The sequence below is a fragment of the Kosakonia sp. YIM B13588 genome (assembly GCF_042788165.1).
Classification (GTDB): Bacteria; Pseudomonadota; Gammaproteobacteria; order Enterobacterales; family Enterobacteriaceae; genus Kosakonia; species Kosakonia sacchari.
Genome location: NZ_JBHZPO010000007.1, coordinates 33842 through 60157 on the forward strand (window position 1 = coordinate 33842; position 26316 = coordinate 60157).

Here is a 26316-nt window from a genome sequence, read left to right on the forward strand (position 1 = left end):
GGGTGGCGGGGAACAATAACGCATGCAGATGTTGCGTTAGAAAGCGATAAAAATGCAGGGTGGGATAAAGACAAACCCTTTATTTTTAGATGGCAAAATCTTCCAGTTTTTTACCGTCTTCCAGTGCTTTGGCAATCACTTTCGGTGTGCGGCCCTGGCCGGTCCAGCTTTTTTCCGTGCCGTCTTCATCAATATACTTATATTTGGCAGGGCGCGGTGCACGAACAGATTTTGATTTCGTCGTTTGTCCTTTCAGCGAGGATAAAAGTTCGGTTGGATCGATACCTTCATCCAGCAGTTTTTGACGAAACGCAGCCAGCTTGGCTTCTTTCTCTTCTTGTTCTTTACGTAGAGAAGATTCTTCTTCACGACGTTCTTCAACAACAACTGACAGTTTTTCAAGCATCTCTTCAAGAGCTTCAAGGGTAAGCTCACGGGCCTGAACTCGCAGGGTGCGAATGTTATTAAGTGATTTAAGTGCTTCTGACATAGCGTCACTCCGTGTGCGGAAAAATGAATAATCTATCGGAATTAATTTTTAGTGATAACGACATAAAAATCAATATGGAATTATAGGTTTTAGCAAATATATATGTGATTTTGCAACCCTATGACTTTGTAGGTATCTCGCTAAGGGTAATTTAGTAACAATGCGGCATTAAAAAAGCCACAGAATTTAAGGGTTATTTTTATCGGAATCGTTAGTAAATGCCGCTTGTTCATCATGAAATAACCTATATCTTTGCATTGACTTTCGCTTGCCAGAGGCAGATTTTTCTTAACAAAGAGTCATTACAGGTATAGCGCCTGTTTCAAACGGTAAAAGTTATCTCTGAACTGGCGCGTTTTTTCTTTTTGATTTGCGTTAGCGCAAGCGGCAATTTCAGCACTGCTAAATGTTTCATTAAACATGACCACATATTGATGGCTCAGGTTCCTACACAATAAGTAGCTAAGGAATTTTGCCCGCGTCAGGCATTGTTGAGAATATTCTCGATTGGTGGCAAGCACGGCACGCTCCAGTTCATATCGAAAGTCATAAAAATCCACCTTGTTGACCGTCAGTTGTGGTTTCTTTTTCATACTCATCTTTTAATTACATACAGTAATAATTGCGTTGCTGGATATCGCGCGTTGCGGCGCACACAGCGTGTCGCATAAATGATGGGAGGCGGGTTTTATCCTGTTAGCGGGTTTTTCTGATATTAAACTGAAACTGCCTGGCCTTAACGCGACCCTATTTTTTAAAGGATTCAGCTTGCGAGAAAACGCGCGGCGACATGAATTGCAGCGCGATAACTGTGTAATAACGAATAGGCTAAAGCGGTCTGCTGTTGCGTTTTGGGGCGGTGTAAAACTGAACCTTACAACCAGAGCCTGGGATATTGGGTTCTCCGCGGGTTCAAAATAGCCGGTGCGATCGCGGCATGCATTTTGTGACACCGCACTTTCCCGTTGTGTATTTCCCTGCCGCCAGGCGTCGCCATATTTACCGGACAATGTTCTGATATTCATTTCCACGCGGGCGTTAGCTGCGCTGCTATGGGTTTTACTTTCGTACTGGCGGTAGTGAGTCAGTACGCTGTTGATAACCGTGTTAGTCGTCTGGTAGCGCTCACGTTTGGCGATATTTAACTGCTGTTTATCCGGCATCAGACTAACCTGAACGGAATTAATGACAAAACGCGCATAACCGCGGTTGCGATAATCATTGGGCAACGTTTCACTGTTCGCTTGCCGTTTTTGTTGTGAGTATTCCCGGGCGGCGCTAACTTTCCACCCCGAAGCCGGAGCGCGTAATTGCCACTGGTTTCGCGCTATTTTCTTACTAACCGTTTGGTTAACAATAATGCGGATTCGTACCATATTGGCGGCTATGGCTTCTGCTCTGGTTTTTATAAACTCAGGAAGCAGCGCGTCGGCACGCTGTTGCCCGGCAGAATGAATGGTGTTGATTTTATATGCGCATATGGCGTGAAGCCTAAAAGGAGAAGACACGTAACCAGCGATAATTTTGCATTTTTTCAACATGACATTTCGTCTAAAAGAGAGAGCAAAGGGCGCGGTTGCTGGCTTTGGTTATGAGTCGTTTCTTAAGTAAAGAGAATCTGCGCACCATAAGCCGAATGAAGCGGCAGGATCACATTTAATTATGATGAAAGGATGGAGGAAGAATGGATATCGGCGCAGCAGAGAAGCCATTTTCACTGCGCAATTTTTAAGGGTTGTGAAACCTGTTTCGCCACTTGCAGATAAATCTAATGCGGCTATTTAGTTGATGGTGAAAAAGCTCGGGTCACGCCCAGGAGCTTATGCATCTTGTGTGCTTCGCACCCCAAAAGCATATGACCGTAGTTTGTTTGCGGAAATAAAGACACCGGGAATAAACGATGCGGCAGTCGGTTAAATAGCGTGGCGCTGTATTCAGCGACAGGATTTTAATTCACGGGTGGAGTTGAACGAGTAAAAAGACCTTCATGCATAGCATAGCGATGAATGATAGCGATAACACCTTCGCGACGCCTGAAACAGTGGAGTCCCCCCTCCACCGCGCGCAGGCGGTTGGGAAATGGAAGGGGGGAGAGGTACGACTTAACGAAGAGTGGCATTGCACCACTGTTGAGCACTGGCGGAATTCATTTCCATCAACGTCAACGGCGCTAATCGTAGCCCCTGAAGGTGAAAGCAATATGCGCAAGTCATGGAGATTTTGTCAGAAGATATAACGCGCAAGCATTAAAAAAAGAGAAGCCGCCACCGATGGGTTGCGGCATGGCATCAGCCTGGTAAACACATCGCCACCAGGCTTTATGTATATGTCAGATATCAGAAGTGCGTATTCACACTGACATAGAATGTTCGCCCGGACTCGTTATACGTTTGCGCTCCCGCGCCATATAACCAGGCGCCGGTAGTCGAGTTACCCGTGGTTTGCGCATTGCCCGCGCGGTAGTGACGGTTATCGAAGAGGTTATCCACGCCGCTGGTCAGGCTCAGGTTTTTATTCACCGTCCAGGTTGAACTCAGACCGACAACGCTGTAAGGGCTCACTTCGTTCAACTCGCTGCCAGAGACGGATTCACCTTTATAGTTAAAGCGTTTCGGCTTCTGACGACCATACCAGGTAAAGGTGCCTTGCAACGAGAGATCCTCGCGCACCTGCCACTCCAGAGCGGAATTCAGCGTAAACTGCGGAATAACTGACAAACGGTCGCCGGTGGTTTTGTTCTTACTTTGCAGCATCCACGTCATATTATTGGTCCAGTTAATGGTTTCGCTAACCGGCACATTCAGCGTACCTTCCAGCCCCTCCACCAGTGCTTTAGGCACGTTCTGCCACTGGTAAATATTCGTCGTGCCATTGCTGGCGGTGCCAACGGCAGAATAGCCGGATTCAATCTTGTTGCGGTAATCGTTGCGAAAGTACGTGATACCGCCCTGGAAGCCGTTGTGCTTATATTCGATGCCAATCTCTTTGTTGACGCTGGTTTCTGCTTTCAGGTCGCTGTTACCCATCAGATAACAGGCGGCGCTACTGGCGTAACACCCCTGGCCGTTGCTGTAGAGGATGTAGTTCGGGTTAAGCTGATAGAGATTCGGCGCTTTATAGGCGCGGGCGATCCCCAGTTTCAACGTCCAGTCTTCGGCAAGCACTTGCGACAGGTTCAGCGATGGGCTCCAGTTATTACCCACAATACTGTGATGATCGAAGCGCAGCGCTGGCGTCAACATCGTGCTTTCGGTCAGTGCCAGATTGTCTTCGGCAAATAGTGAGAAAATCTCCGCGCTGCTATACGGGCTGCGGTCGGTGCTGCTGATGCCGTCTATTGAACCATAGGAGAGCGACTGGGTGGTGGAGACACCATCTTTCATTCGCTGCTGGTTCCACTCGGTTCCCAGCGTCAGGTTTTGCTCCACCGCCAGGGTAAATGGAATATTCACCTCGCTGTGCAGCAACACATCAGCGAGATCAATATCGGCAAATTTATCGCTGGAGAAAATGCCCTCTGTGCCGCCCGCCAGTCCCTCGCTCATCCGCGAATTACGCGTATGTTCATACTGCGCATAAGTGTTGGTCGTGACACCGTTGTCCCAGCCGCCGGTCCATGTCACTACATAGGTCTGGCGATAAAGGCGATTGGTCTCTTCACCATATTTGCTTTTTACCAGCGTGCTGGTGTTGGTGTTTTGCGTATCGCCCGCGTAGAGATTGCCCTGGCGGCTATAGCCGGATTCAAATTCCAGCGCCTGCATTGGCGCGAATTCCCAGCGCACTTTGCCGTGAATATCTTTATTGACGACCCCTTCGCGACCGGCCGGGTACGATCCGGCATACGTACCCGTGCGCGCGGCTTCGTGGCCTGCGTTGATATCCTGCGCGTCAGCCTGGGTTTTGCTCAGGTTGCCCCACAGGTTAAAACTGACCGTATCCGAAAGGGAGCCGTTAAGGCTGAAATTGGTGCGTTTGGTTGACCCCTCTTTGCGGTGTTGCGGCGCGTTCAGATAGGTATTCCATGAGCCGTGCCACGCATCAGAAGTGGGTTTAGTCACGATGTTGACCACACCGCCCATCGCGCCATTGCCATAGCGCGCCGCTGCCGGGCCGCGAATCACATCAATATGATCGATCATCTCTGCCGGTACCCAACTGCTGTCACCACGGCTATCGCGATCGCCACGCCAGCCATAACGTACGGAATTGCGGCTGGTCACCGGTTTGCCATCCACCAGTATCAGGGTGTTTTCGGGGCCCATGCCGCGAATATCGATCTGCCGGTTATTACCGCGTTGGCCGCTGGTGGAGTTACCGGTCAGGTTCACGCCTGGCTGTGTGCGGATCAGTTCCGAGACATCGCGTGCTGGTGGATGCTTGCGGATCTCCCCGGCGGTGATAGTGGAAACCCCCGAGGCCTGCAACGTCTGTTTCGCCGCAGTGACCACCAGCGTGTCTTCATTTTGCGCGGCGGCGGTGTCCTGTGGCGCATTGTCAGATGTCGTGCTGGTCTGTGCGGCATACGCCGGAAGCGTCAGCCCCCACAGCGCCACGTGAACCAGCATGGTCAGCGAGTAATGCGAAGTGTGTTTCATGCCATTTTCCCTGTTTTCTTTTTTTGCTCGCTCCTCATTTTTCAGGCGTAGCGAGGCCGCGTGCAGCCACGGCTATTATTTACGCCAGTAAAAAGAGTGAACGCGAGAGAGGTTATTTACATGACGGGATTAGCAGAGCCTCTGCAATATAATCATGTCGGGCTGACGGTAGTGGAAACGGGATCTGTTATCAAGTTGAGAATGATTCACATCTGGATAAAATGGTTTTTTATTTATAATCAATATCTTGGGATTGTTTTTGTCTGGCATTTACGCCATGAAATATAAATGACGTACATGCAAAATCACCGTAAATCCCCATTGCGTTCATATTGTTTCCACGATGTTTACCCTATGCCATTTATCTGTTCAGGCTTATTTTGCGGTTATTTTCCCACCCGCTGGGGAAATATCTCCAGCAGCCAGTCAATGAACACGCGCAGACGATGCGTAACGTGGCGGTTTTGTGGATACACCACATGAAAAGGGTACGGCTCTGGCCGCCACGGGCGCAGGATCTCCACCAGCGTGCCCGCTTGTAGCGCCGCACCGAGTGAATAGCTGAAGGTCTGGATAATCCCCAGCCCCGCCATCCCGGCAGCGAGATGCGCATTGCTCTCATTAATACCAATCCGGTGCGCCACTTTAATTTCGGTTTTCTCGCCATCGCGCTCAAAGCGCAACGGAAACGCCCGGCCGGTTTGTGGCGAGAGGTAGCTGACCAGCCGGTGGCCGTTTTTAAGCTCCTCCGGGTAGGCCGGCGTACCGAATGTTTTCAAATATTCCGGCGTTGCGCAGGTGATAAGCGTGGCAGAACCAATACGGCGGGCAATCAGCGAGGAGCTATCCAGCGGCCCGCCACGGATCACGCAATCCACATTGTCGCTAATCAGATCCACCGGGCGATCGGCAACGCCCAAATCAAGACGAATGTCCGGATAACGCGCCAGAAAATCCGGCAGGGCGGGGATCAGCACATCTTTCGCCGTGGAGCCACCAATATCGACGCGAAGCTGCCCGCCTGGCGTACCGCGTGCGGCATTGAACGAACCGTCGACATCTTCGAGATCGCGCAGAATACGGGTCGTTTTTTCATAATAGTCGCGCCCTTCCGGCGTAACCGTCACGCGGCGGGTGGTGCGCTGCAATAACCGCACACCCAGGTGCGCTTCCAGTTCCTGCACCAGCTTGCTCAATGTCGCGTTGGGCATCTCCAGTGAATCCGCCGCCCGGGTAAAGTTCCCCGCTTCAACCACGCGGGCGAAAGCGCGTATCGCCAGTAATTGATCCATGCCAGTTCCTCCGTTGCTGTGATGATTATACACAGTGGTGAATAGTCATTTTCATTTTTCGGTATTTTTCAATAAAAACGTGAAAGGTAGAGTAGCGCCATACCTGAGATGGCAAACGAATTTGCCGCAGGCACATCCCTTAACTGAACCGAGGAATACAACATGAGCACACAACTGAATGGCAAAATCGCACTGGTGACTGGCGGGACAAGCGGCATTGGTCTGGCAACCGCACAAGAGCTGGCAGAGCAGGGGGCGCGCGTCTTTATTACCGGTCGTCGCCAGGCAGAACTGGACGCGGCGGTTGAACGTATTGGTTCCAGCGCCACGGGCATTCGCGCCGATGCCTCGGTGATGGCGGATCTCGATGCCGTCTTTGCCCAGATTGCGAAAAGCGCCGGGCGGCTCGACATCCTGTTTGCCAACGCCGGTGGCGGCGACATGCTGCCGCTGGGGGCGATTACCGAAGAACATTTTGACCGCATTTTCGCCACCAACGTGCGCGGCGTGCTGTTTACCGTGCAAAAAGCGCTCCCGCTGCTGGTGAACAACGCTTCAATCATTCTCACCGGCTCGACGACATCGGTGAAAGGAACCGCCAGTTTCAGCGTTTACAGCGCCAGTAAAGCGGCGGTGCGTAACTTTGCCCGTTCATGGGCGCTCGATCTGCAAGGGCGCGGTATCCGCGTTAACGTGGTTAGCCCAGGCCCAATCCGCACGCCGGGTTTAGGTGAACTGGTGCCGGATGAGCATCGCCAGGGCTTGTTCGACGCGCTGGCAGCCCAGGTTCCGTTGGGCCGTTTGGGTGAACCGCAAGAGATTGGCAAAGTCGTGGCGTTTCTCGCTTCGGACGCTTCCAGCTTTATCAATGGTGCTGAGCTGTTCGTCGATGGCGGCATGGCGCAAATCTAATTCACCACGCCGGGCTGGCCGTCGTTGTGCCAGCCCGCAACGCAGGAGCAGAACATGAGCATGTCCGCGCTTTTGGTCGCTCAGCAGCTGATCGACAAACATTTTGTTATCTGGAATGGCGCACACCCTGAACAACAGGTCGCCACATTTTCCGATGTCTATACCGACGATTTTTTCGTTGCGGATTATGCCGATGTGGCCACTGGCTTTCAGAACGTCGCCGCACTGATTGCTCGCGTACAAGGTGAGCATCCGGGGTTTTCCTTCACCCCCGTTCCGGTGACATGGAACCACGGTTTAGGGCGTGTCACCTGGGGTTATGGTCCACAGGAGAACCCGAACTTGATACGCGGTGAGGATATTTTCACCGTGCGCGACGGTCGTCTTGCCAGCCTTTGGGTATTTATCAACACGCCGTAATGGTCGGTAAGCTGCATCATTCACTGCCCATTGAGGAATCATTATGAACACACCTGCAAACCTGCGTTTTTCCAGCGCCGACCATAACAAACTGCCTGCTACAGGTATCGTTGTTAGCGCTTACTATCGTGTCCATCCTGAGGACAGGAAAACCTTTATTGATGCCGTGGTGGCGGAAATGGCGGCGGCACGCAAACTGCCGGGCTGTATCTATTATGCTTTCGCGCAGGATTTGACCGATGCCAACGCCTTTCACCTGGTGGAAGGCTGGAAAGATGAAGCCGCCTACCAGCGCCATGAAAACGCGACAACCTTTCTGCAGGCCCTGGCGACGGTAGTTAAAAATGTGCGCATCCTTAACCGCCAGGGTGTTCGCTACGATGTTGCCCTGCAACACGTTGATGATCCGCGCGGCAAAGTGGCCTGAGCCGCCGCCGCGCTAAGTGTTTTTCCTCAATAGCTAAGCCATTTAAATACTTTGTTATTTCCGGCGTTCTCTCACATCGTGGCGATATGAGAATGCGGGGAGTCACACGTGAATGGCGAAAAGCAGCGCGGTCTATTTAGATGAACAACAGCGAGCCGCTGTCAGGCGGTTATCGCGCAGCTGGCTGTGGCGCAGCGAGCTGCCTACCTGGCTGGTGATTGTTACGGTGTATGGCGGTTGGTTCAGCACGCTCGCGCACTGGAAAATGCTCGGTTTATTGCCGGCAACCGCGCTTCTGATCCTCTTCACCACCTGGTATTTATCGGTACAACATGAGCTGATCCACGGGCATCCTACGCGCTGGGCCTGGTTTAACCAACTGCTGGGGTTAATGCCGCTGGCGGTGTGGTATCCATACGGTATTTATCGCGATTCGCACCTGGCTCACCACCGCACGCACTTACTGACGCTGCCGGAAGATGATCCGGAATCCTACTATTTTTCCACCCAACACTGGCATCGACTGACGCGCTGGCAGCGAAAACTAATTCAGTTGCGTAATACCTTTGCAGGCCGTTTATTGCTGGCTCCGGCGCTGGATATTGCGCATTTGCTGGCGGGAATGGTGGCGGCATTTCGCTTGCGGCAAGGCAAAGCCATGCTGATGTGGCTGGTACACGGTGCGCTGTTGGTCGTGACTTTTGCCTGGATAAGCCATTGTGAGTTTTCCGTTATCTGGTTTGTGCTGGTGGTCAGCTACCCGGCGCTGGCTATCACCAAAGTGCGCTCTTTTCTCGAACACCGCGCAGCAGACGATCCGTTAGCGCGTTCGGTGATCAACGAAGCCGCGTGGCCGTGGCGTCTGCTGTTTCTTAACCTCAACTACCACTCCGTGCATCATGATCTGCCCGCTGTGCCGTGGTACGGATTGCGAACGGTTTACCTGCGCGACAAAGCGGCGTATCAGCAACGCAATAGCGGGTTTCTGGTGCGCGGCTATAGTGAATGGTTACGGCAGTTTTTCTTTACCCCGGTAGAGGTCAATGCACACCCCGCAAGCAAAGTACGCAGTGAATAACATTGCCCTGCCGATGTATAACGTCGCGCCGCCAGAAACAGCCGCGCTGGGCCAGGCATTATGCGAACTTCTGGCGGAGCGCGGGCTTCCGGCGCAGCTGATTTGGCCGCAAAGCGACCTGCTTGCCCACTGGCGGCGTGACGATTTGCTGCTCAGCCAGACCTGTGGCTATCCGCTGGTAACGCAACTACCGGATGTGCAACTGGTTGGCTGCTTCCACTACCTTGCGCCGGGCTGTGAAGGTTTTCGCTATCGCAGCCTGCTGGTGACGCGTAATGAGGAACGCTCGACTTCGCTGGAGGATTTTCGCGGTCGTCGCGCGGTGTGTAATTCCGTCGATTCGCAATCAGGTTATAACGTGCTGCGTTACATGGTTTCGCAGCTTGCGGGCGACGGGCGATTTTTCGCTGATGCTCCCCATTTCAGCGGCAGCCACCGGCAATCGCTGGTAGCGCTGCACAACCGTACGGCGGATATCGCCGCCATCGACTGTGTAACGTTCGCCTTATTGCAACACCACGAACCTTCCCTGTTGCGCGGGCTGCGTGTGATAGCGCAAAGCCCGTTAGCACCGGGGCTGCCGTTGATCACGTCGCAACGGAGCAGCGCCGCCACGCTCGCATCAATAAGAGAGGCGTTGCAGCAACTGGTCAGCGACGCGCGTTTTCGCGAAACCTGTGCCGCGACATTGATTGGTGGTTTTAGCGTGACCACGCGACAGGACTATGCTTTGTTGTTGAGATGGCGGGATGAGGCCGCAGCACGCGGCGTCACGCAGCTACAATTCGGTAGTCATTTCATTATGTTATCAAAGGTAAATGCCGTGAAAAGGGCACGTGCCGCCAAAGACAAGCCCGGAAATTTGGCTGAAAGTCATGCAAACCATTCACACTGTTGCCGTCCGGGAGTGCCCTTTGCGAAACCGGAAAAGGATGAGATATGAGTCAGTTATTCACAGAAGTTAATATTGGCGACGTTGTGCTGGATAACCGCATCGTTATCGCCCCGATGTGCCAGTACTCCGCCGAAGAAGGGAAAGCGACTGCCTGGCATCGCATTCATTTAGGTAACCTGGCGCTCTCCGGGGCGGGGCTGCTGATTATCGAAGCCACTGCCGTTGAGCCACAAGGGCGAATTTCACCGCAGGATCTCGGCCTGTGGGATGACGAAACCGAGCAGGCGCTGCGCGTGGTGCTGGACGATATTCGCCAGTACTCGCAGGTGAAAATCGGCATCCAGCTTGGGCATGCAGGCCGTAAAGCGTCGGTCAGCGCGCCCTGGCTTGGCGGGAAACAGCTTTCGCCTCAAGAGGGTGGCTGGCAAACGATCTCAGCCTCCGCGCTGGCGCACGACCCGGCTGAACGTCCGCCGCTTGAAATGACAAAACAAGATTTGGCGCGGGTTAAACAGGCGTTTGTCGACAGCGCCTTGCGTGCGGTGGCGCTGGGGATTGAGGTGATTGAAATCCACGCGGCGCACGGTTATTTGCTGCATCAGTTCCTCTCGCCGCTCTCCAACCAGCGCAGCGACGAGTATGGCGGTAGCCTTGAAAATCGCCTGCGTTTCACGCAAGAGGTGTTTAGCGCCGTGCGTGAAGCGGTACCGGCTTCCGTTGCCGTAGGCATTCGCATTTCGGCGACTGACTGGGTAGAAGGCGGATGGGATCTGGAGCAATCGGTAGTACTGACGAAAAAAATTGAAGCCCAGGGCGGCGCATATGTTCACGTCTCCAGCGGTGGGCTTTCACCGTTGCAAAGTATTAAGGTGACGGCGGGTTATCAGGTGCCGTTTGCCAAAGCGCTGCGCCAGCAGACCAATATGCCGGTTATCGCCGTGGGGCTGATTACCGAGCCACAGCATGCAGAAGAAATTTTGCAGCAAGGGGAGGCCGATCTTATCGCGCTGGCAAGAGGTGCGCTCTACGATCCACGCTGGCCGTGGCATGCCGCCGCTGCCTTACACGGTGCGGTACATATCGCGCCGCAGTATCGCCGCGCCGAACCGCACGGTGTGAAAGGAACGGTTAAATAACGCATGAATCGGTGAGCTTGTCGTTTCGCCAGGCTCACCGCGATTGACCCGCTAAACGCCTTTTCGCACCAACTCTGCCGCTTCGAAGAATACCTCTTCTTCTACGCCATCGCCTCGGTTTCTGCCCTGCCGTTCAATCTCCTGCACGATGCTGTCACGGTTAATGGCTTTGCGTTCTGAAACAAGTCCGATCACGGCCGCGCCAATGGCTAATCCAATGAGTCCCGTGTGCTCATCATTGAACTTCATGCGTTATCCCTCCCCGATTGGTCTACAGAGAAATTTAGCACACAGATATATTTCCGCCATTTATCAAAATCACAGCGTGATAAATGCATTAGGTGTTTGTAATACAAATAAAAAAAGCCCGAAACGTGAAGCCTCGGGCCTGGTGAAAGGGCAGAAATTTACTTAGAAAGATTGCCAGTTATCGCGGCTCTCACCTGTTGATGAGGCAGCCAGCGCCAACTGCGGCGACTGGCGTAACGTGCTTCTGCCTGGCTGCGCGCCACGGCGGTTCTCCTTCACGCCAGAATCAAACATGGCGATGGTTTTATTCAGCCGCTCAGCCTCTTTTTCCAGCGAGACGGCGTTAGCTTTCGCTTCCTGCACCAGCACGGCGTTTTGTTGTGTTACGCCGTCCATTTCGGTCATTGCCTGGCCAATCTGGTCAATACCACGGCTTTGTTCATCGGAGGCGACGGAAATCTCCGTCATTAATTTATTCACATGCTCAATGGAGTTGATAATCACCGACATGGCGCCACCGGCTTCCTGAACCTGTTCGGCTCCCGTTTTTACGCGGGAGACGGATTCATGGATCAGCGTTTCGATCTCTTTTGCCGCCTGCGCACTGCGGCTTGCCAGCGCTCGTACTTCACTGGCGACCACGGCAAATCCACGGCCTTGCTCCCCGGCGCGCGCCGCTTCAACCGCCGCGTTCAGCGCCAGCAGGTTGGTCTGGAACGAAATGCTGTTGATAACGTTAGTAATGTCAGCAATTTTCTGCGAGCTTTCGGAAATTCCGTGCATGGTTTTCACCACGGTCGCGGTAATTTCGCCGCCTTTTTGTGCGGTGTGCTGCGCGTTTTCCGTCAGTTTACGGGCTTCACGCACGTTCTCCGCGTTGTTACGCACGGTTGAGGTAAGCTCTTCCATGCTGGCGGCGGTCTGTTGCAGCGCGGCGGCTTGCTGATCGGTACGCCCGGAAAGCTCTTCGTTGCCTTCTCTGATCTCATTCGTGCTGCGGTAAATACTGGTAGAACTCTCCTGGATAGTTTCCACCGTGTTTCTCAAACTCTCCTGCATGGTGCGGATGAAAGGAATCAACTGGCCCGCACAGTTACGACCAAATTCGTGCAATTCGTGATTCAGTTTACCGGCGGCCATGGTTTCCATATGTGTCTGGATCATGCGCAGCGGTTTGACGAGGAAATTCACCAGGTAGCGGTCGGTGAGAAACAGCGTGAAGATACCGGCAATTAAGGCGGCGGCGAGCACGTATTTATTAAAAATCACCTGTTCCTGAGTTTGATCCAGTAAATCGTTGGACTGGATCGCTTGCGTGTATTTTTCCGCCGTTGTGCCAAACTGCACGCTCAGCGGGGGATAGGTTTTACGAAATAAGTCGCGAAAGGTATCCGGTTGTTTATTTTTGGCGGCATTCAGCATTGGCACAATGCCGTTGTTGAGCAGCGCGTCCCAGTCGCGGATCATGGCGGCAACCACTTCGCTATCGACACCTGGGTGCTGGCTGGCGCGAAACTTCGCCAGCATATCCTGGGTAATGGCCAGTGCTTTTTCAGCGGAGGCGAAGGTTTTATTCGCATTTTCGTCATCACCGGTTTGCTGGTAATCCATGGCGCGCAGCATACGGGTTACGGTGCGGAAATATTGATCGTTTCCTTTCACCAACAAGGCGTAGACATTTTTTTGCCCCGCGTTTTGCGTCAGTAATTGGTCAATGGTTGAAAAATTGTGAAATGTCAGGACGGTTGCCAGTCCCCAAATAATGCTGAAAAGCGATAAAATGATGATCAGCATTTTGCGGATAGTTATGTCGCGAAGTATTTTCATGTTGTTTCCCCGGTAATAGAAATTACCCTCAGGTTGGCATTGGCCCAGCTCTCTGGCTATTTCACCCTCCATGACATTCTGACCAGAACGCGATTGGCGTTAATAAAACGGTCTTTTAACTTTTTGAAAAGATGTTCTATTTTATGGATGTTGATATCAATCAACTTAAATATAATTAATCAGAGTGCAAGATATTATTCCTGAACTTCGATCACATAAGCTATCTGAATTCATAATAGTCGTCTATTATTTTTCAGCAATTACTTGAAAAGGTTATTTCTATCGACTACCAATATTTAATTTGAATTAAGTCTTATTAAATTCAATTTGATGGTTATTTCTTAGTGGCCGGATAATAAGGTCGCTATCTTATTTAATCTGCGTTAAATAAAATTGCGTGCTAATAATACGCAAGAGAAATGCCGGATTGATATATCCGGCTTTGCGGTGATTAATACACTTTTGTTCGAAATTATCGCTGATATCGACCACGCGCCAGATTTTCCAGGCGTTGGCTAAGGGCAAAACAAGGCGCAGGAAAACCTCCCACGGGTGCGCCGTGAGAGGTGAGGGGCTTACTTTTTACCGTTAGGTTTCAACTGCTCACCCGGTTTTAGCATGAACAACTCATCATCGCGGGTGGAGTAGCGCACGGTGCCATCGGCCAGCAGATACGCGCCTTCGGTAAAGCCCGCGCCGTTGATAAATGGCGCAACCGCATCGAGTTTACCGCGCATGGCCGCTTCCAGCGCCAGCAGGGCATAAGGCGCGATATTGTCGACATTGGCATAAATATACTGGGGATCATCGATGAAAAAGTTATTCAGTCGTTTCGTCGCCAGAATATTGTCCGCTACTTTATCGGCCAGCGTCAGGTACCCTTTATCGCCGGTAGATTGCCAGAGATCGATCAGCGCAAAAATGGCATACGGCTCGCTGTTTTTGGTGTTCAGATCCAGCTTACTGTTTTTGCCGCCCGGCTCACCGATATCACCCAGCCCCTGGCCTTTGGCAATGCCGCGCGCCACTTTCCACATCTCTGCGTCCGGTGCCAGTGTCCAGGCGCGGGCATAAGAGAGCAGGAATTCATTCCCCGCCGGATAAGGCTTTAACACGGTGCCTTTCTTGCCGTAATAACCGTCGCGCGGCAGCGTGTAGTTCGACAAGTCGGTGCCGTTTGCCAGCATCGGGCGGAAGGTGTTGGTTTTCTCATCATAGGCGTAATGCGCAAAGGCTTTCAGGCCATCAAGCGTCCACTTTTTGATGTCGTTGCCATCCGCGCCCAGCGATTTTGCCAGCGCTAACTGCATCAGGGCGTTTTCGGAGTAGAGCGTGCTGGTGCGGCCTTTGAGCATCATATTGCCTTCCAGCGCGTCGGGGCCAAATTCCGGGCCAAACTGACGCTGGGCGCGATCGCCATACTTCGAGTTGGTATCCGTGTCGTCGGTGGTTTCGGCGCGTTTCAGCGCTTGCGTAAACTGATAAACGCCCAGCCCGGTCTTTTTATCGCGTGGCAATACATACTGCTCCGCCAACCGCTTCGCCCAGGTGAGCGCGCCTTTTTCACCATCGTATTGATACAACAGTGAAGCAGAATAAATTAAGTCATTGCCGGCGTTAAGAAAGCTCAGCCCTTTGGTGGCGAAGAACGGCGGTTGCTGTTCAAAGTGGCTGGCCCACAGTTTGCCCATCTCTTTGCCGTATTCGCCGTGGCGGCTGGTTTCAAGGATTTTCCAGTCGTACACATGGGCGTTCCAGAACGCGCGGATAAAGCGGGCGGTTGCCGGTTTATCCACGGCAAACATCAAGTCGTACCAGGGATACGCATTTTTCAGTTCATGGACCATCTCTTTTTCGCTTGGGCCTTGTGGTTCAAGCGTTTTCAGATCGATAAAACGGTGCCCGCCCCATATCAGCAACCCGCTTTTGTCCTGGTAGTGCTGGAAGTAGTAACGGACATTATCTTCCGCCCGCTTTTTATATTTCGCATCTCCCGTCAGGTTGCTCAGGCCAACCAGCACGCGCATCAGATTCTGCTGTGCGGAGAAGTTCGACAGCACCGCCGTTTTTCCGTCCGGAAAGACCCACTCCATCTGCTTACCGGTGCGCGGATCAACACCATCCGCCAGCAGCGGCACGTTGCTGTGGTATTTGTCGCCGGCTTTATCGATGACCGTGTCGGCAAACGCTTTTACGCTGCTAAGACGTGCGCTCTCCTGCGCAAATGCCGTGCAGGAGAAGATACCGAGAAGACTGACCGCCAGTGCTATTTTTGACAGTTTCATTATTCGCCTCTTAGATAAAAATAAGGATTTCTGCCGAAACCCTTATTTATGTTTGCTACCCTGCAATTATTTATTAGAAATTATATTTCACACCGACACGATAACGGGTCTGACGCTCATCGGTATATTTGCTGCCGGAAACGTTGCCCACGGCAATATACGGCGACCAGTTTTTATCAAGTTTATATGTCAGTTTGAGATCGTGCGTCCAGTCGTAGTTTTCATTATCTGCAATCAGCACGCCAGCGGATGTGGCGTGTTTGTAATCCAGTTCGTAATCGAGTTGGTAATCACCGAAAATTTTCCACGATACGGCGGCAGTGAGGTTATAGCCGTTTTCGCTGGTGTCTTTTGCCGTGCCGATATTGTTGGAGTTACGTTTGAAGTACGGGCGGTAGCGCAGCGTTGCGCCAACGTCATTGCTCAAGTTCACTTTACCGCGCAGGTACGGGCGATAGTTGTTCGCCGTGGAGCTACTGTCGAGTGAGAAACCCGGCTCAATCTGGAAGGTGGGGTTAATTTTATAGACGTAGCTGGCCACCACTTCAGTACCATTACTTACCGTCTCGTGGTACGCCTTATCTTTATTTTGCGAACCTTTCCATTTGCCTTCCAGCGATAAGCCAAAACCGTTAGCAAAACGGTGCGACATTAATAAACGATCTTTGTGGTTATTACCGCCGCTATCATTTAATTCATGACGATAATCAAATGTTACCGCCTGGGCGGCAATACTGATAAAAGGTACAGTAACTAATAACAAAGTGCGCAACATAATATCCCCTATTATTTATAGTCAAAAGGTACAAGATGTTCTCTGCGAAAAATGCAGATAGTTTTAATTTAAAGAGGAATGGTTAATTCACTCTCAGTGCAAATTGATATAATTAGCAAGCATAATAATTATGCCGTATATAGTTTCGAAGCCGTTATTATTGATAACAACAGCAACGCTAACGTTACTTTTAAAGTGGCGTGTGGTGCCGGGTGCCTCCCGGTGAATTGAGTGCCAATCGCCTCAATCCGTCCATAAAAATGAAACTTTATTGAGAATAACCTCATATCAGCATGACCCCTCCGCTTAGGGGGATTCACCACACAAAATACGGTTTTGTCTGCATCAAGATATCTTCATTCTATCAAGTGGAACGGACTTTTACACATTTTGAAATAGTGTTTTGAGACTGAGATCGAACATTTAAAAGTAGAATGAAAATTAATATTTTGCCGGTTATAAAGATAATCTTAATTGAATAAAATCATTTAAAATCAAATGAATAAGTTAACTACATACAAGGGTGTATGTATGTGGTTTCGTACGCTTTAGTGCGGTAAATAAATAGCGGAATAAATTTATTCCTGGAATAAAAGGCGAACATTCGACACAAAATGCAATACACTGGGTGCATCAGGGAGAGTACGGAAAGGAAAATCAGGTGATTTATGTTGTCGCAAACTAAACAAACATTAAACGAGCCAGCGTCACGCTTGATCTGACTGAACACATCCCGCACATTCAGGAAAAAAGACCATGCCTCCGTTAGCGGAGAGGAAAATAATAAAACATTACCCTCTGGAGTACCTACATGACTATCTACGGGAAGGATCGCCTTTTCATTTATGGTATTGAGAAAATACTCAGACAACTTAGCAGGGAAAAGGGTAGCCGTTTTTGCAGTGGTGAACCCGCCATATATGTCACCTCGGGAATGGACATCATGGAAATGTACTCGCTGTTTTTCTCCCGTCCGCCCGCGCACTACTCTATTTTTATCTCCTCAGAACGCCATTTTGACTCGCTGTCGCTACTTTTCCCGGGCCTTGTGAAACTCTGTCTGGCCGAAAGGTTACGCGTCGAAGAGTTGCGTCAGGCACTGGAAGTGATGAGCTTGTTGTCTGCACAGAATCAGCAGCCGGGTTACAGCCACGGCGCGTTTAAATTCACCACCGCCGAACAGCAAATTATGCGCCTGCTGCTGCGCGGATATTCGGTGGAGGATATCGCCCGCATTCGCGGCGTCAGCCCGACCACCGTCAGCGTGCAGCGCAACGGGTTAATGAAGCGCACCGGCACCAAAAGTTTGCAGGCGCTTTGTTCGCTCTACACCGCAATGCGCGCATAAAAAAAGCGCCTGGCCGGCGCTTAACAACACAACCTGGTGTGGGCAAACAGCCTCAGCATGTGGCCAGTAAAAAGTCGCTGACGGTCTTCATGCACAACGGCCGCTCTTCGACGTGGGGCATGTGGCTTGAGGATTCAAAAATCACCCACTGCGCCCCGGTAATATGGTCTTTGAAGGGTTGCACCACTTCCGGCGTGGCTTCGTCGTAACGCCCGGAAATCAACAAGGTTGGCACGCGCACTTGCTTTAACCGGTCGATAATCGTCCAGTTTTTCATACTGCCAATGACATGGAATTCGGTGGGGCCATTCATCGCGTGGTAAACGGTAGGATCAGCCTCCATGGCGTCAAAGGTGCGTTGCACCTCCGCAGGCCACGGGTCGAGCCGGCACACATGGCGCTGATAAAATACCTGGCTTGCCGCTTTATACTCTGCGCTATCCACCGTGCCCGCAGCCTCGTGGGTTAACAACGTGTCCTGCACATCCGGCGGTAACTGCGCGCGCAGTTTCGCCGCACCCTCCAGCCACAGTGCCATCGAGGCCGGTGAGTTGGCGATCACCATCGCTTTCAGCCCCTGCGGCTGTGTCACCGCATGTTCTGCCGCCAGCATGCCGCCCCAGGACTGGCCGAGCAGCGCGTAGTTGTCGGCAATTTCCAGCGCTTGCAGCAGATGGTTGAGCTCATCAAGAAAAAGGCCGGGTTGCCAGAAATCGGGGCTTTTATCCGGCAGATGGGTTGAACGGCCATTACCCACTTGATCATAGTGGATCACCGCCCGTCCGGTTTCAACGATATCTTTGAACGCATCAACGTAATCATGGGTGCAGCCGGGGCCGCCGTGGGCCACCACCAGCGGCGTCTGCCCGTTTTGCAGATCGCCGCAGATGCGAAACCAGGTCTGATACTCCCGGAAGGGAACGTAGCCTTCGCGAATGGTATACATAGTTGACGTCTACCCTGTTAAGTGAACTGGCTTTCAGGGTAGAACGCCGAAGGCGGCGCTGAACACTAGCAAAATTGCTAGTTATTAGCTGTCGAGCAGACGGTAGTGCAGCGCCCGTACCACCGCCTGTACGCGGTTGGTCGCGCCAAGTTTTTTTGCTGCCGTATTCAGATGCAGCGTCACGGTTGCCACCGAGCGGTGCAGCTTACGGGCAATCTCTTTCGCTGTTAATCCTTCGGCTGACCACGCCAGGCACTCGCGCTCGCGGTTGCTCAATTTGACATGGCGGCACGTGAGCATTGAGGCGTCAAACAGCGGGAAGGCAGACTCCTGAAAGCGGTGGGCGATAAAAGTTAATTGCGCCAGCGTGTCGCTGATATCGCGCGCTTGCTGCTGGCTGGCGACAATGCCGGTCAGAGTGACAAACCCGCCGTGCGGCAAATGCAACGGCACTGTGGCACCGCAGGGCATATTGTGGTCGCGCATGTAATGCGTCACTTCCTGGGCGTTATCATCCAGCCTGCCATGCAGCGCCCCACTGTCCGGGCGTTGATAAGACCAGACAAACGGCGCGCAGCTCTCCAGTGCGAAGTGCTGCACCGGGTCGACCTGGTAGTAACCGCGCTCGCACCACAAGCGACGCATATCCTCCGGCACGTTACGCATCTCCAGCAGAGACGGGGTAATAAGCGCCCCTTCCAGCGAGCGCGGAACCGGTGTGTAGTCATAAATCACCGCATCAAAACCCAGCGCCTGCGTCTGGGTAAATAGCCCGGCAAACGCCTCCTCAAGCCTGCTGGCATTAGCAGCAGCAGGGTTTTCAATGTTTATTCGCATCATTCCCCCTCATGGTTGACGGTGCCACGCCACGGGCACGCTTTGTGCAGACATCTCCCATAGCGTAAGGAAGGCATGCAATTCCGGTGCCGTCACGCGGGAGAGGCAAAACTAGTATTTTTGCTAACTACCCAGCCTCCATGGATGCCGCTAGCGTAAAGAAAACGCCCGACAAACAAGGCCGGGCGCAGATAACCAGGGGAGTGGCGCACCATCGCGAGGCGTTTTTTTAACCTTACGACCCCGCATGCACCACAGGAGAATGCTGATGCACCGTTACCGTTTTCTGTTATTCCGGCCATTGCAGCTACTGCCGGTACTGTTGGGAATAAGCATCATCACCTTTGCGATGGTGCGCGCGATCCCCGGCGATCCGGCGCGCATCCTGCTTGGTGTGCGTAGCACGCCAGCGGCACTGGCGCGGATCCGTGCGCAATTCGGGCTGGATGAACCCCTGTGGGTACAGTATGGCTACTTTCTGCGCAATCTGGTGCAGGGAGAGCTGGGAAAATCGATCGTCTACCGCATCGATACCCTAAAACTGATTAACTCCCGCCTTGAACCTACTTTGTGGCTGGTGCTTGGCAGCGTGCTGTTGGCAGTCATCTTTACGGTGCCGTTGGCAGCGCTGGCGGCGCGTCAGCGTGGGCGTATCGCCGACCAGCTTATTCGCCTGTTCACCACCGCCGGCCTCGGTTTCCCCGCCTTCTGGCTGGGCATCATGATGATCATTGTTTTTAGCGTGGTGCTGGGCTGGTTCCCGGTTTCCGGTTACGGCAGCGATTTTGCCGACCAGTTGCACCACATGGTGCTGCCGTGTCTGACCGTCGCGCTGGCGCTGTCGGCGGTGCTGATCCGCAACCTGCGCGCCAGCCTGCTGATGGAGATGAGCAGCGATTACGTAATGGCCGCCAGAGCGCGCGGGCAGCGGGAAAACCGCATCTTCTGGCGACATGTGTTACCCAACTCGCTGGTGCCGACGCTAAACCTGCTGGCGGTGAATATCGGCTGGTTGATTGGCAGTACGGTGGTGATTGAAAGCGTGTTTGCCATTCCGGGACTGGGGCAACTGCTGGTAAAAGCGATTTTCAGCCGTGACTACATGGTGGTGCAGGGTGTGGTGATGGTGTTTGCCCTTGCCACGGTCGCCGTCAACTTGCTGGCCGACATACTGACGGTGGCGCTGGATCCGAGGGTGAAACTATGAGCGCCATCAGCGTACTGACCGTGTTACGTCGCCGCGCGATTCCACAGCAGCATGCCCTGGGCGTTGGGTTGTTGATTGTTGGCTTGTGGCTGTGCGTCGCGTTATTCGCCCCGTGGCTGGCACCGTTTGATCCGATCACCCAGGATGCGACCGCCAGCTTGCTGCCACCGGGAGGCGCACATCTGTTTGGCACGGACAACTTTGGCCGCGACATCTTCTCTCGTGTGCTGTGGGGCGCGCGGGTGGATCTGCAAATCTGCCTGCTGGGCGTTATCTTTCCGTTTCTGCTCGGCACCACACTCGGTGCGCTGTCGGGTTACCTCGGCGGCGCGGTGGATGCGCTGATTATGCGCATTATCGACATCGTGCTGGCGTTCCCGTTTCTGGTATTGATGCTGGCGATTATTGCCATTCTCGGGCCGGGTCTTGGCAGCTTTTACATCGCGATGGCGATGGTCGGCTGGGTCTCTTACGCCCGGCTGGTGCGGGCGCAGGTCTTAACTCTCAAGCAGCGTGATTTTGTGCTGGCGGCGCGCAGCCTTGGCTATGGTCATGCTCGCATTCTGTTTCGCCACTTGCTGCCTAACGCCATGACCGGCGCACTGGTGTTTTCCATGTCGGATTGTGTGCTGGTGCTGTTAAACGGCGCGGCGGTGAGCTACCTCGGTCTCGGCGTACAACCGCCGACAGCCGAATGGGGCGTGATGGTGGCGGAAGGCCAGAGTTTTATCACCACCGCCTGGTGGATAACCACCTTTCCGGGGCTGGCAATTGTCCTGCTGGCAATGGGCTTCAGTCTGCTGGCGGATGGTCTTGGCGACAAACTGGGAGCGCGCGTATGAGCTTACTAAACGTCTCGCAATTGACCATTTCCCGTGGGGATGATTGCGCGCTGGTGGATAAGGTCTCTTTCCGGCTGCAGGCCGGGGAAATGCTGGGGCTGGTGGGCGAGAGCGGTTCCGGAAAAACCGTGACCTGCCGGGCGTTAATGCGCCTTCTACCGGGCCAGGGATTGACGATTAGTGGCGGAGAAGTGTGGTTTGGCGGGCGCGATCTGTTAATGCTCAGCGAAGCGCAGATGTCGGCGGTACGCGGACGGGAAATAGGCATGATTTTCCAGAACCCGGCCAGCCACTTAAACCCGGTCATGACCATTGGTGAGCAGATTGCTGAAAGCCGCCGCCTGCATTTCGGCGTTAACCGTCGGCAGGCAAAAGAGGATGCCAAAGAGCTGCTGCGCCAGGTGGGCATTCCCGATCCGCAAAACCGCATTAACAACTATCCGCACGAATTTTCCGGCGGTATGCGCCAGCGCGCGATGATTGCCGTGGCGCTGGCACCGGAACCGTCGCTGCTGATTGCCGATGAGCCGACCACCGCGCTGGATGTCACCGTGCAGATGCAGATCCTGCGTTTGCTCAGCACGCTGCGCGAGCAGTTAGGCCTGGCGGTGGTGATGATCACCCACGATCTTGGCGTGGTGGCGCAAACCTGCGATCGCATTGCGGTGATGTACGGCGGGCGTTTATGTGAAGTGGGCGGCAAGCGCGAAGTGCTGGCGCAGCCGCTGCACCCGTACACGCGCGGGTTGATTGATTGCCAGCCCTCCAGCGAAGGCGGGCAGGGACGGCTGGTTACCATTAACGGGCAACCGCCGCTGGCGGGGAGCTTCCCGACCGGTTGCCGCTTTCATCCACGTTGCCCGCAAGCGAGCAGCGCATGCCAGCAGCAGCCTTCGTTACTGTTCGGGCGCGACAGCCTGACGCACGCGGCGGCGTGCCATCACGCCTTACAGCCACTGACTCAGCGGGAGGGATAATGTCGACACCGGCAAACTGGCCTTTGCTGGAAGCGGATAACGTCTCGGTAACGTTTCCGGTTTCCGGCGGGCTGCTCAGCAAAAAACGCGTGGTCCACGCGGTAAACCAGGTGACGCTCAAAATCCACGCGGGTGAAACGCTGGGATTAGTGGGCGAATCCGGCAGCGGCAAAAGTACGCTGGGGCGGGCGCTGTTGCAGCTTGAAAAGATCACTGATGGTGAAGTGCGTTTCGACGGTCACCGCGTTACTCACGGTCTGAAAAGCGACATCGCACGGCTGCGCCTGCAAACGGCGATGATTTTTCAGGATCCGTTCGCCTCGCTTAACCCCCGCCAGACAATAGGTGAGAGTATCAGCGAAGTGCTGCGCGTCCATCAGAAGGTGCCGCGCAACCGGATTAGCGCACGCGTTGAAGAGCTGCTGACGTTGGTCGGCTTGCGCCCGGAACACGCTGCAGCCAAACCTGGTCAACTGAGCGGCGGTCAGTGCCAGCGGGCGGGTATTGCGCGGGCGCTGGCGATCGAACCCCGGTTGATCGTCGCCGACGAGTGCGTGGCGGCGCTGGATGTCTCCATTCAGGGGCAGATCGTCAATTTACTGATGGATCTGCGCGAAAAAATGGGGCTGGCGATCCTGTTTATCGCCCACGATCTGGCGATTGTGCGCCGCCTGTGCGATCGGGTCGCAGTGATGTATCTCGGGCGGATCGTCGAAGAAGGCCCCGCAGAAGCCGTCTTTACTCATCCGTGCCACCCCTATACCGCCGCGCTGGTCTCCGCCATCCCGGAAATCGACCCGGATAAACCGTTGCCGCAGGAGACGCTCGCGGGTGAGCCGCCGAGCCCGGTTGCCATTCCACAAGGTTGCGCCTTTCATCCGCGCTGCCCTTACGCGCAGGTGCAGTGCCGCACCGGCGCATTACCCCCGACCCGGCAGATTGCCGATCACGCCTGGACCTGTGTGCTGACGCACGCAGGCGAGAAGAGTGTTTTTCCTTTGACTGAGGGATCCTTTGATGAAGCACAAGCAAGTTAAGTTGTTGGCAGCCAGCGTTTTTCTGGCGCTCAGTGTGGTCAGTGAAATGGCGCAGGCGGCTGGCGTTCTGACGATTGGTCGTCGGGAAGACAGCACCACGTTTGATCCGATCAAATCGGCGCAGAACGCGGATAACTGGGTCTTTTCCAACGTTTTTGATCCGCTGGTGCGCGTTGATAAAACCGGCACCAAACTGGAACCGGGCGTGGCAGAAAGCTGGACCATTTCCCCGGATGGCAAGGTCTACACCTTTAAAATCCGCGATACCAAATTCTCTGATGGCACGCCGGTTAGCGCCAGCGATGCCGCCTTCAGCCTGCTGCGCATTCGTAGTGATGAAGGATCGCTCTGGCGCGACTCGTACAGCATTATTGATAAAGCCGAAGCGCCGGATGCGCGCACGCTGGTGGTGACGCTGAAATCGCCGTCTGCGCCGTTCCTGTCGCAACTGGCGTTGCCGAATGCGTCGGTGATCTCCGAGAAAGCGCTGAAAAGCGAAGGCGAAGAAACCTTTGCAGAAAAACCGGTCGGTTCCGGCGCGTTCAGCGTAAAAGAGTGGGTGCGCGGCGAGAAAATCGTGCTGGTGAAGAACCCGAATTACTGGCAAGCAAAAAATGTCAGCCTTGATGAAGTGGACTGGCTGACTATCCCGGATGACAACACGCGCATGTTGAAAGTGCAGGCCGGCGAACTGGATGCCGCGCTGACGGTGCCGTTCTCACGCATTGCCTCGCTGCAAAAAGACAGCAACCTGAAAGTGGAGCTGGATCCGTCAACCCGCGAAGATCATCTGCTTATCAACCATTCGCACGGCGCGCTCGGCAAAGTGGAAGTGCGCCAGGCGCTGGATTTTGCCATCGATAAAGACGCGATTGTCAAAACCGTGACCTTTGGTTATGGCCAGGTGGCGAATTCCTATATTCCGGCCGGTGCGCTCTATCACTACAACGACAATCTGCGTCGCCCCTACGATCCAGAAAAAGCGAAACAGATGCTGAAAGCGGCGGGCGCGGGCGATCTGACGCTGAATTATGTGGTTAACGCCGGGGATGAAGTGGATGAGCAAATCGCCATTTTACTGCAGCAGCAGCTGGCGAAAGCGGGCGTGAAGGTGAACTTGCAGAAAGTTGACCCCAGCCAGAGCTGGGATATGCTGGTGGCGGGTGAGTACGATATTTCGGTGATGTACTGGACCAACGACATTCTCGACCCGGATCAGAAGACCACGTTTGTGCTCGGTCATGACACGAATATGAACTACATGACGCGTTATAAGAACGACAAAGTGAAAGCACTGGTGGCAGCGGCGCGTGTCGAAATGGACGCGAAAAAACGCGAACAGATGTATATCGAGCTGCAAAAAATGGCGAAAGCTGATGTTAACTGGATCGATCTCTACTACAGCCCATACCGTAATGTGACGCGGAAGAATATTGAAGGTTTCTATCAGAATCCGCTGGGACGTTTCTTCCTCGAAGATACAGTAAAAAACTAGAACAGGCTGCCGGGTGCGCATTGCGTCACCCGGCGTACGCTTAAAACATCACCGTATGCAAGACGGTGCGCACCAGTATCCCGACAATCGCGCCTGGCAGCGCAAAGCGGAACAGGCGCACATAGCGGCTGGCGATGCCGAGAAAGATGCCGATACCGGGCAAGTCCAGCGTCTGCACCAGAAAACCTGCTGAGGCGTTAATTTGCTCAGCCGTTAACTGCCCGTGCTGCACCATTTCGGACGCCACGCCAAAATAGGCCGTCCCGCCCGCCAGACATTTGGTTAACGCCAGCAACACATACACCGTGGAAATATGGAAAAACGACAGCAGCGGCGTGAGCAGCGTGGTTAAGGCTTCCACCACGCCTGCGGCTTTCAATAATCCCACCACCGTTAACGACAGCAGCAGCATTGGCAGCGACCCCAGCGACAAACGGATGGCATCTGCCCCGGCACCGTTAATCACCGCAATCAAACCCGCGCGCGGTTTATCTTTGTGTAATTCGCCCTCTTCGTCGCGCAGGCTGGCAGCGGAGAGTTTTCGTCCCGACACATAATAGGTCAGCGTGGAGGCAGCAAGCCCGCCGATAAGCGAAATCACAATCGCCATTCCCCAGTGCAGGCCGAACGGCGTGAGCGGATAAAAGACGTTGGCCTGTCCCATCGCGAATAACATCGCCAGCGTGGCGGCGAGATGGCGGTCGGAGGTGCCTCTTCTTTCCATAATCGCCAGGGCGGCGAGAGGGGCGGCGAAACTAACAAAGTTGAGCTGGATAAGGGCGAAAATCCCCATTCCGCTGATACCAAAAGGTTTCAGCACGGGGGAGGTGAGGCGCACGATGCCATCTAAAACACCTTTCTCTTCCAGGTATTTCATCATGATGAGCATCACCACCATGATGGGCAGCAAGGTGTACAACGCAACATCTACAGAAACCTTGCCCGCCGACATGATGATTTCAATGATATTCATTACTGACTCCGGTGAATGTTTTCACCGATATAGTACACCCGGCAACGGTTTGACCGCCGCTTTCACCCCATTGTATTTACTTATTTTCTTCCTTCACCGACGAGTTTTTCCGTGCGCCATGATTTACCAGAAACCGCGATAAACCAGCATGAAAGATGGCATCCTGCTGAAAACGAAAAATATAACTTCGTCACACTGAGTAAAACAGCCGAAATCAGGCCAAAAATCTGGGTGGCAAAATTATCCATTTGAGCGCAAAGAAAATTTCAC

General features: G+C 53.5%; 23 protein-coding genes and 1 pseudogene. 12 read left to right on the top strand and 12 right to left on the bottom strand.

Features of this window, described 5'->3' with window-relative positions; genetic code table 11:
* Window positions 1-85: 85 nt before the first annotated feature.
* The 5 genes from ACFX4U_RS13400 to ACFX4U_RS13420 form a co-directional block, all read right to left on the bottom strand.
* Entirely contained in the window at window positions 86-490 is a 405-nt protein-coding gene (locus tag ACFX4U_RS13400; RefSeq protein WP_017455745.1) for an H-NS family nucleoid-associated regulatory protein, read from the bottom strand.
* A gap of 302 nt (window positions 491-792) precedes the next feature.
* Window positions 793-1083, bottom strand: coding sequence for a hypothetical protein (locus tag ACFX4U_RS13405; RefSeq protein ID WP_200551438.1), 291 nt, complete (start codon window positions 1081-1083; stop codon window positions 793-795).
* Window positions 1084-1092: 9 nt separating this feature from the next.
* Window positions 1093-2031 (bottom strand): hypothetical protein, encoded by a 939-nt coding sequence (locus ACFX4U_RS13410; RefSeq protein ID WP_313506498.1) that lies wholly within the window; start codon window positions 2029-2031, stop codon window positions 1093-1095.
* Between the two features lie 795 nt (window positions 2032-2826).
* Window positions 2827-5088: a TonB-dependent siderophore receptor gene (locus tag ACFX4U_RS13415; RefSeq protein ID WP_313506499.1), complete on the bottom strand. Its 2262-nt coding sequence runs from the start codon at window positions 5086-5088 to the stop codon at window positions 2827-2829.
* A gap of 386 nt (window positions 5089-5474) precedes the next feature.
* Window positions 5475-6380, bottom strand: coding sequence for a LysR family transcriptional regulator (locus ACFX4U_RS13420; protein ID WP_313506500.1), 906 nt, complete (start codon window positions 6378-6380; stop codon window positions 5475-5477).
* A gap of 162 nt (window positions 6381-6542) precedes the next feature.
* On the opposite strand from ACFX4U_RS13420, the gene ACFX4U_RS13425 reads away from it, so the two are divergent.
* From ACFX4U_RS13425 to ACFX4U_RS13450, 6 genes and pseudogenes are all read left to right on the top strand, one after another.
* Entirely contained in the window at window positions 6543-7292 is a 750-nt protein-coding gene (locus ACFX4U_RS13425) for a glucose 1-dehydrogenase (RefSeq protein WP_305736864.1), read from the top strand.
* Window positions 7293-7346: 54 nt separating this feature from the next.
* On the top strand, window positions 7347-7712 hold the full coding sequence (locus ACFX4U_RS13430; protein WP_313506501.1) for a nuclear transport factor 2 family protein: 366 nt from the start codon (window positions 7347-7349) through the stop codon (window positions 7710-7712).
* 43 nt (window positions 7713-7755) lie between these two features.
* Complete coding sequence (locus ACFX4U_RS13435) at window positions 7756-8139, top strand: putative quinol monooxygenase (protein WP_305736862.1); 384 nt, start codon at window positions 7756-7758, stop codon at window positions 8137-8139.
* Window positions 8140-8251: 112 nt separating this feature from the next.
* Window positions 8252-9217 carry a fatty acid desaturase gene (locus tag ACFX4U_RS13440; RefSeq protein ID WP_305736861.1) on the top strand — a complete coding sequence of 322 codons (966 nt, stop codon included), beginning with the start codon at window positions 8252-8254 and terminating at the stop codon, window positions 9215-9217.
* Window positions 9183-9998 (top strand): annotated as a pseudogene (locus ACFX4U_RS13445) (phosphate/phosphite/phosphonate ABC transporter substrate-binding protein); the annotation flags it as partial. The gene ACFX4U_RS13440 and the pseudogene ACFX4U_RS13445, both read left to right, overlap by 35 nt.
* Before the next feature lie 158 nt (window positions 9999-10156).
* Window positions 10157-11248, top strand: a complete 1092-nt coding sequence (locus ACFX4U_RS13450) for an NADH:flavin oxidoreductase/NADH oxidase (protein ID WP_313506503.1) — start codon at window positions 10157-10159, stop codon at window positions 11246-11248.
* A gap of 51 nt (window positions 11249-11299) precedes the next feature.
* On the opposite strand, the gene ACFX4U_RS13455 is transcribed toward ACFX4U_RS13450, so the two are convergent.
* From ACFX4U_RS13455 to ACFX4U_RS13470, 4 genes are all read right to left on the bottom strand, one after another.
* Entirely contained in the window at window positions 11300-11497 is a 198-nt protein-coding gene (locus ACFX4U_RS13455; RefSeq protein ID WP_305736858.1) for a hypothetical protein, read from the bottom strand.
* A 162-nt stretch (window positions 11498-11659) separates the two neighbouring features.
* Window positions 11660-13324 (bottom strand): methyl-accepting chemotaxis protein, encoded by a 1665-nt coding sequence (locus ACFX4U_RS13460; protein ID WP_313506504.1) that lies wholly within the window; start codon window positions 13322-13324, stop codon window positions 11660-11662.
* 575 nt (window positions 13325-13899) lie between these two features.
* On the bottom strand, window positions 13900-15609 hold the full coding sequence (locus ACFX4U_RS13465) for a pectate lyase (RefSeq protein ID WP_313506505.1): 1710 nt from the start codon (window positions 15607-15609) through the stop codon (window positions 13900-13902).
* Between the two features lie 73 nt (window positions 15610-15682).
* Entirely contained in the window at window positions 15683-16384 is a 702-nt protein-coding gene (locus ACFX4U_RS13470) for an oligogalacturonate-specific porin KdgM family protein (protein ID WP_200551450.1), read from the bottom strand.
* Between the two features lie 811 nt (window positions 16385-17195).
* On the opposite strand from ACFX4U_RS13470, the gene ACFX4U_RS13475 reads away from it, so the two are divergent.
* On the top strand, window positions 17196-17732 hold the full coding sequence (locus ACFX4U_RS13475; protein WP_305736855.1) for a helix-turn-helix transcriptional regulator: 537 nt from the start codon (window positions 17196-17198) through the stop codon (window positions 17730-17732).
* Between the two features lie 52 nt (window positions 17733-17784).
* Here the strand turns inward: ACFX4U_RS13475 and ACFX4U_RS13480 are convergent, their stop codons facing one another.
* Window positions 17785-18678: a proline iminopeptidase-family hydrolase gene (locus tag ACFX4U_RS13480; protein ID WP_313506507.1), complete on the bottom strand. Its 894-nt coding sequence runs from the start codon at window positions 18676-18678 to the stop codon at window positions 17785-17787.
* Window positions 18679-18762: 84 nt separating this feature from the next.
* Complete coding sequence (locus ACFX4U_RS13485; protein WP_234455575.1) at window positions 18763-19518, bottom strand: LuxR family transcriptional regulator; 756 nt, start codon at window positions 19516-19518, stop codon at window positions 18763-18765.
* 265 nt (window positions 19519-19783) lie between these two features.
* On the opposite strand from ACFX4U_RS13485, the gene ACFX4U_RS13490 reads away from it, so the two are divergent.
* Genes ACFX4U_RS13490 through ACFX4U_RS13510 form a run of 5 tightly spaced genes read left to right on the top strand, consistent with a single transcriptional unit; the run spans window position 19784 to window position 25073 of the window.
* Complete coding sequence (locus ACFX4U_RS13490) at window positions 19784-20722, top strand: ABC transporter permease (protein WP_045508744.1); 939 nt, start codon at window positions 19784-19786, stop codon at window positions 20720-20722.
* Window positions 20719-21564, top strand: coding sequence for an ABC transporter permease (locus tag ACFX4U_RS13495; protein ID WP_017455763.1), 846 nt, complete (start codon window positions 20719-20721; stop codon window positions 21562-21564). Before ACFX4U_RS13490 ends, ACFX4U_RS13495 begins: the two co-directional genes overlap by 4 nt.
* Window positions 21561-22541 (top strand): ABC transporter ATP-binding protein, encoded by a 981-nt coding sequence (locus ACFX4U_RS13500; RefSeq protein ID WP_313506508.1) that lies wholly within the window; start codon window positions 21561-21563, stop codon window positions 22539-22541. Before ACFX4U_RS13495 ends, ACFX4U_RS13500 begins: the two co-directional genes overlap by 4 nt.
* Window positions 22541-23578, top strand: coding sequence for an ABC transporter ATP-binding protein (locus tag ACFX4U_RS13505; protein WP_313506509.1), 1038 nt, complete (start codon window positions 22541-22543; stop codon window positions 23576-23578). Before ACFX4U_RS13500 ends, ACFX4U_RS13505 begins: the two co-directional genes overlap by 1 nt.
* Window positions 23559-25073 (top strand): ABC transporter substrate-binding protein, encoded by a 1515-nt coding sequence (locus ACFX4U_RS13510; protein WP_313506510.1) that lies wholly within the window; start codon window positions 23559-23561, stop codon window positions 25071-25073. The genes ACFX4U_RS13505 and ACFX4U_RS13510 overlap by 20 nt, the downstream gene beginning before the upstream one ends.
* 40 nt (window positions 25074-25113) lie before the next feature.
* Here the strand turns inward: ACFX4U_RS13510 and ACFX4U_RS13515 are convergent, their stop codons facing one another.
* Window positions 25114-26046 carry a nucleoside recognition domain-containing protein gene (locus ACFX4U_RS13515; RefSeq protein ID WP_313506511.1) on the bottom strand — a complete coding sequence of 311 codons (933 nt, stop codon included), beginning with the start codon at window positions 26044-26046 and terminating at the stop codon, window positions 25114-25116.
* Window positions 26047-26316 lie beyond the last annotated feature (270 nt).